Annotated in this window: 13 protein-coding genes; 7 read left to right on the top strand and 6 right to left on the bottom strand. The window is 60.0% G+C overall.

Translation table 11 applies throughout. From position 1 onward, the window contains the following. Window positions 1–89: 89 nt before the first annotated feature. The 4 genes from nadB to radC all read right to left on the bottom strand — a co-directional run bounded on the left by nadB (window position 90) and on the right by radC (window position 3,443). Window positions 90–1,688: an L-aspartate oxidase gene (nadB, locus tag PQQ52_RS02585; protein WP_408206536.1), complete on the bottom strand. Its 1,599-nt coding sequence runs from the start codon at window positions 1,686–1,688 to the stop codon at window positions 90–92. A 237-nt stretch (window positions 1,689–1,925) separates the two neighbouring features. After that, window positions 1,926–2,093 (bottom strand): 50S ribosomal protein L33, encoded by a 168-nt coding sequence (rpmG, locus tag PQQ52_RS02580; protein ID WP_006050116.1) that lies wholly within the window; start codon window positions 2,091–2,093, stop codon window positions 1,926–1,928. Between the two features lie 10 nt (window positions 2,094–2,103). Next, window positions 2,104–2,337, bottom strand: a complete 234-nt coding sequence (gene rpmB / locus PQQ52_RS02575; RefSeq protein WP_408206534.1) for a 50S ribosomal protein L28 — start codon at window positions 2,335–2,337, stop codon at window positions 2,104–2,106. Window positions 2,338–2,576: 239 nt separating this feature from the next. After that, on the bottom strand, window positions 2,577–3,443 hold the full coding sequence (gene radC / locus PQQ52_RS02570) for a RadC family protein (RefSeq protein WP_408206532.1): 867 nt from the start codon (window positions 3,441–3,443) through the stop codon (window positions 2,577–2,579). Window positions 3,444–3,644: 201 nt separating this feature from the next. Here radC and PQQ52_RS02565 point away from each other — a divergent pair, with 201 nt between their 5' ends. The 7 genes from PQQ52_RS02565 (at window position 3,645) to PQQ52_RS02535 (ending at window position 10,716) form a co-directional block, all read left to right on the top strand. Beyond that, window positions 3,645–4,100, top strand: coding sequence for an FKBP-type peptidyl-prolyl cis-trans isomerase (locus PQQ52_RS02565; protein ID WP_169489088.1), 456 nt, complete (start codon window positions 3,645–3,647; stop codon window positions 4,098–4,100). Window positions 4,101–4,102: 2 nt separating this feature from the next. Beyond that, window positions 4,103–5,062 carry a 4-hydroxy-3-methylbut-2-enyl diphosphate reductase gene (ispH, locus tag PQQ52_RS02560; RefSeq protein ID WP_408206530.1) on the top strand — a complete coding sequence of 320 codons (960 nt, stop codon included), beginning with the start codon at window positions 4,103–4,105 and terminating at the stop codon, window positions 5,060–5,062. Between the two features lie 542 nt (window positions 5,063–5,604). After that, window positions 5,605–6,804: a branched-chain amino acid ABC transporter substrate-binding protein gene (locus PQQ52_RS02555; RefSeq protein ID WP_408206528.1), complete on the top strand. Its 1,200-nt coding sequence runs from the start codon at window positions 5,605–5,607 to the stop codon at window positions 6,802–6,804. Window positions 6,805–7,034: 230 nt separating this feature from the next. After that, window positions 7,035–7,985: a branched-chain amino acid ABC transporter permease gene (locus PQQ52_RS02550; RefSeq protein ID WP_408206526.1), complete on the top strand. Its 951-nt coding sequence runs from the start codon at window positions 7,035–7,037 to the stop codon at window positions 7,983–7,985. A gap of 26 nt (window positions 7,986–8,011) precedes the next feature. Next, complete coding sequence (locus PQQ52_RS02545) at window positions 8,012–9,181, top strand: ABC transporter permease subunit (RefSeq protein ID WP_325045347.1); 1,170 nt, start codon at window positions 8,012–8,014, stop codon at window positions 9,179–9,181. A gap of 18 nt (window positions 9,182–9,199) precedes the next feature. Further along, a complete protein-coding gene (locus tag PQQ52_RS02540) occupies window positions 9,200–10,000 on the top strand; it encodes an ABC transporter ATP-binding protein (protein WP_325045346.1) in 801 nt (266 codons plus the stop codon). Further along, complete coding sequence (locus tag PQQ52_RS02535; RefSeq protein WP_408206524.1) at window positions 10,000–10,716, top strand: ABC transporter ATP-binding protein; 717 nt, start codon at window positions 10,000–10,002, stop codon at window positions 10,714–10,716. Before PQQ52_RS02540 ends, PQQ52_RS02535 begins: the two co-directional genes overlap by 1 nt. A 113-nt stretch (window positions 10,717–10,829) precedes the next feature. Here the strand turns inward: PQQ52_RS02535 and PQQ52_RS02530 are convergent, their stop codons facing one another. Continuing rightward, a complete protein-coding gene (locus tag PQQ52_RS02530) occupies window positions 10,830–11,297 on the bottom strand; it encodes a GNAT family acetyltransferase (protein WP_408206523.1) in 468 nt (155 codons plus the stop codon). Between the two features lie 18 nt (window positions 11,298–11,315). Then, window positions 11,316–12,500, bottom strand: coding sequence for an acetylornithine transaminase (locus tag PQQ52_RS02525; RefSeq protein ID WP_408206521.1), 1,185 nt, complete (start codon window positions 12,498–12,500; stop codon window positions 11,316–11,318). Window positions 12,501–12,762 lie beyond the last annotated feature (262 nt).

The following is a 12,762-nucleotide window of genomic DNA, read 5'->3' as shown; positions in this document are numbered from 1 at the left end:
CGCACGCGTCCAGGCTTAAGCTTGTGTAATCAGTGAAAAGGCCATCGCCGGATAACCGGCGATGGCCTTTTCATTTCAGTTTCTGGCAATCACACGTTGCGATTGCGTACGTGCTCCGGCGACAGCACCGTCGGCAGCGCTTTGGGCAGCGTGGCCGGCCAATCGCGGCTGAAATGCAGGCCGCGACTTTCCCGTCGTGAGCGAGCGCCTTCGACGATCAGCGACGCTACGTCGACCAGGTTGCGCAACTCAAGCAAATCGCGGCTCACCTTGAAATTCGCGTAATACTCGTGAATCTCGTCACGGAGCAGGGCAAGCCGATGCTTGGCTCGCGCGAGCCGCTTGTCCGTGCGCACGATGCCGACGTAGTTCCACATCAAGCGGCGCAGTTCATCCCAGTTGTGCGCGACCACCACTTCTTCGTCCGGATCGGACACGCGGCTTTCGTCCCAGTCCGGCAGCGGCGCGTGAACAACGGCGCTGAAGCCTTCTTGCTCGATGGCCTGCGCAGCAGAGCGTCCAATCACGAGACACTCGAGCAAGGAGTTGCTGGCCAGCCGGTTCGCGCCGTGCAGGCCTGTGCATGACGTTTCACCAACCGCATAGAGGCCGCTGAGATCGGTCCGGCCTGCCAGATCGGTTACGACGCCGCCGCACGTATAGTGCGCTGCAGGCACCACCGGGATCGGCTCTTTGGTGATGTCGATGCCGAATTCGAGGCAGCGGGCCAGGATTGTCGGGAAGTGCTCGCGCAGGAATTCAGGTGGCTGATGGCTGATGTCGAGATACACGCAATCGATGCCGCGTTTCTTGATCTCGAAGTCGATTGCGCGCGCGACGATGTCGCGTGGCGCGAGTTCGGCGCGTTCGTCGTGGTTCGGCATGAAGCGCGTGCCGTCTGGCAGCTTCAAAATGCCACCTTCGCCGCGCACTGCTTCCGAGATCAGGAACGACTTTGCATACGGATGGAACAGGCAGGTCGGGTGGAACTGGATGAATTCCATGTTCGAGACGCGGCAGCCGGCGCGCCACGCCATTGCGATGCCGTCGCCGGTCGCAGTGTCGGGGTTGGTGGTGTACAGGTAGACCTTGCCGGCGCCGCCGGTGGCGAGCACGGTATGCGGCGCTTCGATTGTTACGGTGCGGCCGCTTTGCAGATCGAGTGCATATAAACCGTGGCAGCGGCGGCCTGGCAGACCGAGACGGTCGGATGTAATCAGATCGATCGCGTAGTGGTCTTCGAGCAGGGTGATGTTCGGATGGCGGCGTACACGCTCGCTGAGCGTGGCGACCACGGCATGGCCCGTTGCATCCGCAGCATGAATGATCCGGCGATGGCTATGGCCGCCTTCGCGCGTCAGATGAAAGCCGAGTTCGGCGGCGTCGTCTTTGGTGAACGGCACGCCTTGTTCAATCAGCCATTCGATCGCGGCACGCCCATGCTCGACGATAAAGCGTGTGGCTGCCTCGTCGCACAGGCCACCGCCGGCAATCAGCGTGTCGCGCACATGGTTCTCGATGCTGTCTGCCGAATCCAGTACGGCGGCGATGCCGCCCTGCGCCCAATCGCTCGCACCCTCGGTCATCGATCGCTTGGCGACCACCGCAACTCGCCGGGTCTCCGCGAGATTGAGCGCGACACTCAAACCTGCCAGACCGCTACCGACAATCGCCACATCGAATTCCATCGCCCGCATCTCCGTCTTTCGTTTTGCCGTGACGGCATGCTGTGTGCATGCCGCTAAAACGAGAAAGGATACGCGTCGAGACGACTGAGGGAAAGCTGGCCGAATGGGATAAGACCGCACTGATGGGCAAACGACGGCTGAAACAGAGCGATATCAGGACGCAGAAAACAAAAAAGCCTCGCATGAATGCGAGGCTTTTTTGCAAATGCTTTGCCTTCGTCAGGCAGGAGCCAAGATTTACTTAATCTTGGTTTCCTTGTAGTCAACGTGCTTACGGACGACCGGATCAAATTTCTTGATCAGCATCTTTTCCGGCATGTTGCGTTTGTTCTTCGTCGTCGTGTAGAAGTGACCCGTGCCTGCGGTCGATTCCAACTTGATCTTGTCGCGTGCGCCTTTCGCCATGATTTACTCCTTAGGCTTCACCGCGTGCGCGCAGATTCGCGAGCACAGCGTCGATACCGTTCTTGTCGATCAGGCGCAGGCCGGCGTTCGAAACGCGCAGACGCACCCAACGGTTTTCGCTTTCCACCCAAATACGGCGGTTTTGCAGGTTCGGCAGGAACCGGCGCTTGGTTTTGTTGTTCGCGTGGGAAACGTTGTTGCCGCTCATCGGCGCTTTCCCAGTTACTTGGCATACGCGTGCCATGAGAGCACTCCTAATACGCTAATTCTGAGTTCGAACGCCGTGAAAGTTTCCCGAAAAGAGCCGCGCTTAAGTTTCTGGAACTTGAGTCGCTTTTCCTTTCCGGAACGCCTTGGTGGCTTCGGAACAGGGGGTTGGAAATAGGCAAACCGGAATTATAGCGGAAAAAAAGCCGCAAAATCAAACCTTATTTGCGATGCCGAAGATGGCGCAACGTTGCCGCGACCCTGGTTCACGCCGTGTCACGGCCAGCCAGCACGGGCAAACGAGTATGTGTGATCCGCGCCAATCACCAGATGATCGATCAGCTGCACGTCGATCAGCGCAAGGGCTTCACGCAGCGTATGCGTTAGCCGGCAGTCGCTTGCGCTCGGCTGGACGGCGCCGGAAGGGTGATTATGCGCGACGATCAGACTGGCGGCATTCAGACTCAGCGCACGCCGCACGATTTCGCGAGGATACACCGCCATGCGTGTCAGCGTGCCGCGTGCGCTTTCCTCACAGCGGATCAATCGATGCCGGGCGTCGAGAAAGAGCGACACAAAAACCTCTTGCGTCTTGCCGCCTATGCGCAGGCGCAGATAGTCTTGCACGGCTTCAGGCGAATTCATCAGTGAACGGCCCCGCATTCTATCGACCAGCGAGCGCCGCGCCATCTCCATGATGGCGAGTAACTGCGCCTTTTTAGCCGGGCCGATGCCGCGCAGGCCGTCGAAGTCCGAATAGGTTGCGTCGAGCATCGCCCGCATTGAGCCGAACCGCTCGAACAGGGTGCGAGCGACATTGAACACATCATGACCGGGCAGGCCCGAGCCGAGTACCAGCACGATCATTTCGGTATCCGACAGCACGCCGGGTCCTTCCTCGATCAGGCGTTCGCGCGGCATGTCGTTTTTATGCCATTTGCCTCGTACGAGCGGCCGAGCTGCAGGTGTGCCGGCGCCCGCGGTGGCGTCGGCGGTGCTGCCGCTATTACCGGCTGCGGTATTGCCAACTGCGACACCGGCGAGCGGCAACGTCAGGGCGGGTGCTGGAGCGGCGGGTGTGGCAGACCCCGGCAACGCCGTTTCGAGCGTTGCTTTGTTTAATGTGCAGGCATAGTCGACCATGTATAGATGGGTCCTCCAGTTCGGGTTTAGGGCGGCGCGCGGTGCCCGGCCCTGCCACATAGCGCGCGACGGACCCAAGCCGCCGCCCGCTATGTGGCTTACAATAGACGCTTTGCGCACGGCACCCCGACGGGTTTGCCACACGCGTCGACTGCGCCCGCGGCGCACGCGTGCAGCGCGCTTCGACTGAGCGAGCATTGCATGAGCATCATCGACATTTCCGAAGTGAAGCCCGGTTCACACGTCACGCTTCATTACCGGCTTTCCCTTGCCGATGGCGCTGAAGTCATCAATACGTTTACCGACAGGCCGGCCACGCTGCTGCTCGGCGCGGGCCAACTGGCGCCGCCGCTGGAAGACATTTTGCTGGGTTTGAAGGTGGGCCACCATTCGACCTTTCAGCTAACGCCGGGTCAGGCGTTCGGTCCGCGCAATCCGGAGTTGATCCAGCGGGTCTCGCTGGCCACGCTGCGCGAAAACAGCATGATCGGCGAGGACTTTTCGCCGGGTGACCTGGTCGAATTCAACGCGCCGGGTGGCGGTCGCTACGCCGGCGTCCTGAAGGAAGTCGGCGAAACGTCTGCATTGTTCGATTTCAACCATCCGCTTGCCGGCCAGGCGCTGGCGTTTGAAGTGAAAATCATCGGGATTCTGTAAACATGAGCATCACGGATACGACTCTTGCCGAAGCCGAGATCCTGCTGGCGCAGCCGCGTGGGTTCTGTGCCGGCGTCGATCGGGCCATCGAAATCGTCGAGCGGGCCATCAAGCTGCACGGTTCGCCGATCTACGTGCGCCACGAAATCGTCCATAACGCCTATGTTGTCGAGGATTTGCGCAAAAAAGGCGCCATTTTCATCGAGCAGCTGGAAGAAGTGCCGGCCGGTAATACGGTCATTTTCAGCGCGCATGGTGTGTCGAAAGCGGTCCGCTCGGAAGCTGAGTCGCGTGGGCTGCGGGTGTACGACGCCACCTGCCCGCTCGTGACCAAGGTGCATATCGAAGTCGCGAAGATGCGCCAGGACGGCTTCGACATCGTGATGATCGGCCACAAGGGCCACCCTGAAGTCGAGGGTACGATGGGTCAGGCGGGTGAAGGCATGCATCTGGTGGAAGACATCAAAGACGTGCAGGCCTTGCAGCTGGCTGATCCCGAACGGATCGCGTTCGTTACGCAAACCACCCTGTCAGTCGACGACGCAGCGGAGATCATCGGCGCCCTGAAGGCGAAATACCCGGCGATTCGCGAGCCGAAGAAGCAGGACATCTGCTATGCCACGCAAAACCGCCAGGACGCGGTCAAGTTCATGGCGCCGCAATGCGACGTCGTGATCGTGGTTGGCAGCCCAAATAGTTCGAATTCGAACCGGTTGCGCGAGCTGGCCGAAAAGCTTGGCGTGCCTTCCTATATGGTGGACTCGCCGGATCAGATCGATCCGATGTGGGTCGAAGGCAAGCGCCGGATCGGTGTGACGGCGGGCGCCTCGGCGCCGGAAGCGCTCGCGCAAGCGGTGATCGGCCGGTTGCGTGAGCTCGGCGTGCGCAATGTGCGTGCGCTCGAGGGCATCGAGGAAAACATTGCGTTTCCGCTGCCGCGCGGGTTGGGTCTGCCTGCCTGACAATCAGCCGACGTTATTGAAAGAAAAGCGCGCCTAAGGGCGCGCTTTTTTTACGTCCGCAGATCTGTGAGTGCTTCGTTAATAAAGTGCCAGATCATCGGGAGCAGGTGTTTTTAGTGTGCTCCCATACAAATTCCTTTGAATTGTGATTTGGTTTTTAATCAATTTTCCACTGATGTGGCCCCGTTTAAAACGTGACAAACGCGCCCCCATGATTTTTGACGCACTAAAATAGTGCGCGCTTCCTGATATCAACAGAAACGTAATACTTAACGCGAAGCACGGTGCAATCAGGGATCGGGCCATATCGCTGCAACACTTGATGCCATTGGGTGCAGCGGTGGTGCAACTGATGCACAAAAAATAGGCGCAACCGGGTTGCGCCTGTTGCCGAATTTCTCTCTCAAAATAAGGTTGCAATGCAGGAAAACCCCACCGTTTCAACAATATTGCGCGTCGCATAATTGGAGTTACAATGCGCGCGTTCTCAAGGCCTCCGGGTCCCGAACAACGGATTTTGCAAGGCGCAGGAGACCTACTTAATGCGAGTCAAGTTTGCTTACGCCGTGTCCATCGTGACCGCGGTTGCGATGTTGACCGCGTGCGGCAAGAAACCGGATGGCGAGGCGGGAGCAGGTGCATCGGCTCCGGCAGCGGCGGCAGCACCGGCAAGCGAGGCGACTATTGTGAAGATCGGCCATGCGGCTCCTTTGACGGGCAGCATTGCGCATCTTGGTAAAGATAATGAAAACGGCGCGCGTCTGGCGGTCGAGGAAATCAACACGCAGGGTTTGACGATCGACGGTCACAAGATCCAGCTGGAGCTCGACGCGCAGGACGATGCCGCGGACCCGAAAACGGGAACGGCGGTCGCAGAGAAATTCGTCGACGATCATGTCGTCGCCGTGATCGGGCACCTGAATTCGGGCGTGTCGATTCCGGCCTCGAAGATCTATAGCGATGCCGGGATCGTGCAGATCTCGCCGTCGTCGACGAATCCGGGGTACACACAGCAGGGTTTCAAGACGACTTATCGGGTAGTCGCGACCGATGCCGAGCAGGGCCCGGCGCTTGCCAATTACGCGACGAAAGTGCTCGGCGCGAAACGCATCGCGATCGTGGATGACTCGACCGTCTACGGCAAGGGACTGGCCGACGAGTTCGCGAAGGCCGCACAGGCGAGCGGGGCGAAGATCGTCGCACGCGAAGCCACGAATGACAGGGCTACGGAGTTTCAGGCCGTCCTTAGAAAGATCAAAAGTGTTCAGCCGGACGTCATCATGTTCGGCGGAATGGACGCGACGGGCGGGCCGTTTACCAAACAGGCGGCGGCGCTCGGTATCAGGGCAAAAATCCTTGGCGGCGACGGTGTGTGTACCGACAAGGTGGGTGAGCTGGCGGGAACCGCCGTGCAAAACCTGGTCTGTTCGGAGGCAGGACTCGCGCTTTCGAAAATGGACAAGGGAGCGGACTTCGAGAAGAAGTACGTCGACCGCTTCCACACACCGGTGCAGATTTACGCGCCGTTCACGTATGACGCTGTGTACGTGATTGTCGATGCAATGAAGCGCGCTAATTCGATCGAGGCGCCCAAGGTGCTGGCTGCGATGCCGTCCACCGATTACAACGGGGTAATCGGCCACATCGCGTTCGACGACAAGGGTGATTTGAAAGAGGGCGCCATTACGCTTTACGACTTCAAGGACGGCAAGAAAGCGGTCCTCGACGTCGTGAAGATGTGATGACGGGACGTTTAGCCTGACGGCACCGAAACCACCCAACGGTGCCGTTTTTGCATCCGCCATCGGTAAGTTAGCGGCTGCATCACAGTCGTAAGACGAACCGGGTAGCGGGTAACCCTTACCGGTCTTTTACATCAGTACCCGCAGTGCCGTTGAGATTGGCGTACCGCATCACCGCCCACCGGCTGATGAAGAACGCGAATCCAGTCGCACGGGCTAAGGAGCATTAAATGGATATCTTCATCCAGCAGGTCCTCAACGGGCTGGTGCTTGGCAGCGTTTACGCCATCATCGCACTGGGCTATACGATGGTTTACGGCATCTTGGGCATCATCAACTTCGCGCATGGCGATGTGTTGATGGTGGGCGCGATGGTTGCGCTTTCAGCCATAGGCGTGCTTCAGAACCACTTCCCCGGCCTCGGCAATGTGCCGACGCTCTGTATCGCGTTGATCATTGCAGCCGTGGTTTGCGCCGCGGTCGGCTACACGATCGAGCGCGTGGCCTACCGGCCGTTGCGTAAAGCGCCGCGTCTCGCTCCGCTGATCACCGCGATCGGCGTGTCGATCCTGCTGCAAACCCTCGCGATGATGATCTGGTCGCGCAACCCGCTGCCGTTCCCGCAGCTGTTGCCCACTGACCCGATCAACGTGATCAAGGCCACCGACACGACGCCTGGCGCCGTGATATCGATGACTGAAATCGTGATCATCGTGGTGGCGTTCCTTGTGATGGGCGGTCTGCTGCTGCTGGTTCACAAGACCAAGCTCGGCCGCGCGATGCGTGCGATCGCCGAAAACCCGGGCGTCGCGAGCCTGATGGGCGTGAACCCGAACTTCGTGATTTCAGCGACCTTCATGATCGGCTCGGCGCTGGCCGCTCTGGCCGGTGTGATGATCGCGTCCGAATACGGCAACGCACACTTCTATATGGGCTTCATCCCAGGTCTGAAGGCCTTTACCGCGGCGGTGCTGGGCGGGATTGGCAATCTCGGCGGGGCGATGGTGGGCGGCGTGCTGCTCGGTCTGATCGAACAGTTGGGGGCGGGCTATATCGGCAACCTCACGGGCGGTGTGTTCGGCAGTAACTATCAGGACGTGTTCGCGTTCATCGTGCTGATCATCGTGCTGGTGTTCCGTCCGTCGGGTCTGCTCGGCGAACGTGTTGCGGATCGCGCTTGATCCCGGGCCATAAGGAGTAAACAGACATGACCTCAATTCAACCGATCGAGCCGTCCACGACGCTCATCCCTGAAAAGAACCTGACGAAGACGTTGACGGTCGGCATCATCACCGCGATCTTCGTGATCGCGGCGCCGATGATCATCGGCGCGGCCGGCGGCAACTACTGGGTCCGCGTGCTCGACTTCGCGATGCTGTACGTGATGCTCGCGCTGGGCCTGAACGTGGTGGTCGGCTTCGCCGGCCTGCTGGACTTGGGCTATATCGCGTTCTACGCAATCGGCGCGTACGTCGCGGCTCTCCTGAGCTCGCCGCATCTGACCTCGCAGTTCGAATGGATTGCGCATCTGTTCCCGGGCGGCCTGCATGCGCCGATCTGGATCATCGTGCCGATCGCGATGGGGCTCGCCGCGACCTTCGGGATCCTGCTCGGTGCGCCGACCCTGCGTCTGCGTGGCGACTACCTCGCGATCGTGACCCTGGGCTTCGGGGAAATCGTGCGGATCTTCATGAATAACCTCGACCGTCCAGTGAATATCACCAATGGTCCGAAGGGGATCACGGGGATCGATCCAGTGTCGGTGGGTGGCTTCAGCCTCGCGCAGACGCATTCGCTGTTCGGCATGCAGTTCCCGTCGGTGTACTTGTACTACTACCTGTTCGTGCTGTGTTCGCTGCTGGTGATCTGGGTCTGTACGCGTTTGCAGCACTCGCGTATCGGCCGTGCATGGGCCGCGATCCGCGAAGACGAAATCGCCGCCAAGGCGATGGGCATCAACACCCGTAACGTGAAGCTGCTGGCCTTCGCGATGGGTGCGTCGTTCGGCGGGTTATCGGGTGCGATGTTCGGCTCGTTCCAGGGCTTCGTGTCGCCGGAGTCGTTCACGTTCTGGGAGTCGGTCGTGGTGCTGGCGTGCGTGGTGCTCGGCGGCATGGGCCACATCCCGGGTGTGATTCTCGGTGCGGTGCTGCTTTCGGTGTTCCCGGAATTCCTGCGTTCGACAATGGGTCCGCTGCAGAACGCGATCTTCGGCCACGAAATCGTCGATACGGAGGTGATCCGTCAGTTGCTGTACGGCCTCGCGATGGTCGTGATCATGCTGTACCGCTCGGAAGGCCTGTGGCCGGCGCCGAAGCACGAAGACAAGATTGCGAAACTGGCGAAGCGCAGCGGCAAGAAGCCGGTGCGCGCTTAAGGCCCGGGGAGAAATCATATGAGCGATAACGTAAACAACAGCGTAGGCAGCGACCAGATCCGCCTGTCGGTGAAAGGCGTGAACAAGCGCTTTGGCGGCCTGCAGGCATTGTCCGACGTCGGTCTGCAGATCAAGTCGGGCCAGATTTATGGCCTGATCGGTCCGAACGGCGCCGGCAAGACGACCTTCTTCAATGTGATCACGGGTCTGTATACGCCGGATTCGGGCGAGTTCAAGCTCGACAACGTGGAATACACGCCTACCGCTGTCTACCAGGTGGCGAAGGCGGGGATTGCGCGTACGTTCCAGAACATCCGTTTGTTCGGTGGCATGACTGCGCTGGAAAACGTGATGGTTGGGCGCCACGTGCGCACGAAGCATGGCCTGATCGGCGCAGTGTTCCAGACGCCGTCCGAGCGCCGCGAAGAGCGCGAGATCAAGGAGCGTGCGATCGAACTGCTGGAGTACGTCGGCATTGCGCAGTACGCGGACTACACGTCGCGCAATCTGTCGTACGGTCACCAGCGTCGTTTGGAAATCGCCCGCGCACTGGCAACGGATCCGAAGCTGCTCGCACTGGATGAACCGGCTGCCGGCATGAACGCAACGGAAAAGGTCGAACTGACCAAGCTGCTCGACAAGATCCGCAGCGACGGCAAGACGATCCTGCTGATCGAGCACGACGTGAAACTCGTGATGGGTCTGTGCAACCAGATGACGGTGCTCGACTACGGCAAGGTGATTGCGCAAGGTCTGCCTTCAGACGTGCAGAAGGATCCGAAGGTGATCGAAGCTTATCTGGGTGCGGGGGTCCACTAATGGCTACGGCAATGTTGAAAATCAAGGGCCTGCAGGTCAATTACGGCGGCATCCAGGCAGTCAAGGGTATCGACCTCGAAGTTGCGCAGGGCGAACTGGTCACGCTGATCGGCGCGAATGGCGCGGGCAAGACCACGACGATGAAGGCGATCACGGGTCTGAAGCCGTATTCGGCGGGCGACATCGAGTACATGGGCGAGTCGATCAAGGGCATCCCGGCGCACGAGCTGCTCAAGCGCGGTCTGGCGATGGTGCCGGAAGGCCGCGGCATTTTCTCGCGCATGTCGATCGTCGAGAACATGCAGATGGGTGCTTATCTGCGTACCGACACGGATGGCATCAAGGCGGACGTCGATCGTATGTTTGGCTTCTTTCCGCGCCTGAAGGAACGGGCCTCGCAGTACGCGGGCACGTTGTCGGGCGGGGAACAGCAGATGCTGGCCATGGCGCGCGCGATCATCAGCAAGCCGAAGCTGTTGTTGCTCGACGAACCGTCGATGGGTCTCTCGCCGATCATGGTCGAGAAGATCTTCGAAGTGGTGCGGGCGATTTCGGCCGAAGGCATGACAGTGCTGCTGGTCGAGCAGAACGCGCGTCTCGCGTTGCAGGCGGCGAACCGCGGCTATGTGATGGACTCGGGTTTGGTTACGATGTCCGGCGACGCGAAGCAGATGCTGGATGATCCAAAGGTGCGAGCCGCTTATTTGGGTGAATAAGCTGGGAGAATGAGTGCTGGGTGAATAGCCCGGACCAAGTTCGCTTTAGCTGTAAAAAAAGGCCGCATGCTTTCAGGCATGCGGCCTTTTTCCATTCAAGCGCTTATCTGCGGCTAAGCTGCCGGCGCTTCCGCCAGTTGGCCCAAGCGCTTGCCGAGACTGACCACTGCGTCCGCGCGATAACCGAGCGCCTCATAGAACGCGCGCACGTCGGCTTTCGCGGATAGCACCTGCAAATTCAGCTTCGGGCAGCCGCGTTCGGTCAACGCGTTTTCGACATGCGCGACCAGACGCGTGCCGATCCCGTGACGACGCAACGATTCATCCACTGCGAGCGAATACAGCCAGCCTCGGTGCCCGTCGTAGCCACCCATCACCGTGCCGACGATACGTTCGCCGAGCACTGCGACAAAGAACAGTTCCGGCTGCGTCGTCAGCTTGTTCGCGATCGACAGATGCGGGTTGCGCTGCGGCCTTGTCACGTCCCGATACTCGGGGAACGCTTCCTGCCATAGCGCGACCACGGCATCGGTGTCACGCACGTCAAAGCAGCGGATCGATAGCGTTGGGGTCGTCGTCATACGCGCTTTCCTGGGTGATTACAGCGTGTCGAGAATTGAACGCAGCATCGCCATCATCTGGTCGATTTCTTCGTTCGTGACGTTCAGCGCCGGCATGAAGCGCAGCAGGTTCGGACGCGCTGCGTTCAGCAGCAGGCCGTCGGGCTGCATCACGCGCGCCTTCTCGACGATCTGGTTGCCGATGTCCTTGCCGAGCAGCAGGGCGCGCAGCAGACCTTCACCGCGTTCGCCTTCGAAGCCGCGCTCTTCCGACAGTTCGAGTAGCCTGGCGCGCAGATATTCGCCACGCGCGCGCACGCCCTCGAGGAAGCCCTGCGCGGTCAATTGCGAGATCACCGAATAGCCGACCGCGGTCATCAACGGATTGCCGTTGTACGTCCCACCCTGGTCGCCCGGTTCGAAGATGGCGATGTCGGCTTTTGCGAGCAGCGCCGCGAGCGGCACGCCGCCGCCGATGCCCTTGCCGAGCGTCATGATGTCCGGCTCGATGCCCGACAGTTCGTACGCGAACAGGGTGCCGGCACGGCCGCAGCCGCTTTGCACTTCGTCGACGATCAGGAGCAGGTTGTGCTGTTTGGTCAGCGCGCGCAGTTGCTGCATGAACTCGCGTGTGGCGGGAATCACGCCGCCTTCGCCTTGAATCGGCTCGAGCATGACCGCGACCGTCTTCGCGTTGATCAGCTTTTCAACCGACGCGATGTCGTTCAGATCCGCTTTCGGGAAGCCCGGCACTTGCGGAGCGTAGATCGTGTCCCAGCCCGGCTTGCCACTTGCGGACATGGTCGCGAGCGTGCGGCCGTGGAAGCTGTGATCGAACGTGATGATTTCGAACGCGCCGTCTTTGAACTTCTTGCCCCACTTGCGCGCGAGCTTGATCGCGCCTTCGTTGGCTTCGGCGCCGCTGTTCGCGAAGAACACCTTGTCGAAACAGCTGTGTTGCGTCAGCAGCCCAGCGAGTTGTGCCATCGGACCGTTGTAGAAGGCTGGCGACGGATTGAGCAGCAGTTGCGCCTGCTTGTTCAGCGCTTCGATCATGCCGTCGTTGCAATGGCCAAGGCTGTTGACTGCCCAGCCCTGGATGAAGTCCAAGTATCGCTTGCCGTTATTGTCGTAGAGCCACGAGCCCTTGCCGTGCGTGAAAACGATGTCGGGCCGGTTCGTGATGTACATCAGCGACTCGATCGGGTACTCATTGAAATTCATAACGGCAGGCTCCAGACAGCGGGTGAGGGGTTAATGAGCGGTTGGTGGAACGCAAAAAAAGCAAACAAAAAAGCCACGGCATGCCGTGGCTTTCATGATTCGAACTGCTTGCGCCTTTGTGCGGCGCGAATCCGTGACGAAGCCAGCGGCGTCCCTAAGGGAGCGGCGAGCGGCGACGTCGAAGTTCGGACTGGATGCGGTTCATGCGCCAAAGAATACGACAAGGAAAGCGCTGGTGTAAACCATGAATTCGCACAAATTG

The sequence above is a fragment of the Paraburkholderia sediminicola genome, from assembly GCF_046030555.1.
Taxonomy (GTDB): Bacteria; Pseudomonadota; Gammaproteobacteria; order Burkholderiales; family Burkholderiaceae; genus Paraburkholderia; species Paraburkholderia sediminicola_E.
The sequence above is the reverse complement of the archived record's forward strand: the minus strand, read 5'-3'. Positions and strand labels throughout refer to the sequence as shown.

Excerpts from the sequence above, each read along its gene's own strand:
- PQQ52_RS02555 (WP_408206528.1), top strand. The coding sequence starts at position 5,605 with ATGCGAGTCAAGTTTGCTTACGCCGTGTCCATCGTGACCGCGGTTGCG.
- PQQ52_RS02565 (WP_169489088.1), top strand. The coding sequence starts at position 3,645 with ATGAGCATCATCGACATTTCCGAAGTGAAGCCCGGTTCACACGTCACG.
- radC (WP_408206532.1), bottom strand. The coding sequence starts at position 3,443 with ATGGTCGACTATGCCTGCACATTAAACAAAGCAACGCTCGAAACGGCG.
- PQQ52_RS02540 (WP_325045346.1), top strand. The coding sequence starts at position 9,200 with ATGAGCGATAACGTAAACAACAGCGTAGGCAGCGACCAGATCCGCCTG.
- ispH (WP_408206530.1), top strand. The coding sequence starts at position 4,103 with ATGAGCATCACGGATACGACTCTTGCCGAAGCCGAGATCCTGCTGGCG.
- nadB (WP_408206536.1), bottom strand. The coding sequence starts at position 1,688 with ATGGAATTCGATGTGGCGATTGTCGGTAGCGGTCTGGCAGGTTTGAGT.
- PQQ52_RS02550 (WP_408206526.1), top strand. The coding sequence starts at position 7,035 with ATGGATATCTTCATCCAGCAGGTCCTCAACGGGCTGGTGCTTGGCAGC.
- PQQ52_RS02525 (WP_408206521.1), bottom strand. The coding sequence starts at position 12,500 with ATGAATTTCAATGAGTACCCGATCGAGTCGCTGATGTACATCACGAAC.
- rpmG (WP_006050116.1), bottom strand. The coding sequence starts at position 2,093 with ATGGCGAAAGGCGCACGCGACAAGATCAAGTTGGAATCGACCGCAGGC.
- rpmB (WP_408206534.1), bottom strand. The coding sequence starts at position 2,337 with ATGGCACGCGTATGCCAAGTAACTGGGAAAGCGCCGATGAGCGGCAAC.
- PQQ52_RS02545 (WP_325045347.1), top strand. The coding sequence starts at position 8,012 with ATGACCTCAATTCAACCGATCGAGCCGTCCACGACGCTCATCCCTGAA.
- PQQ52_RS02535 (WP_408206524.1), top strand. The coding sequence starts at position 10,000 with ATGGCTACGGCAATGTTGAAAATCAAGGGCCTGCAGGTCAATTACGGC.
- PQQ52_RS02530 (WP_408206523.1), bottom strand. The coding sequence starts at position 11,297 with ATGACGACGACCCCAACGCTATCGATCCGCTGCTTTGACGTGCGTGAC.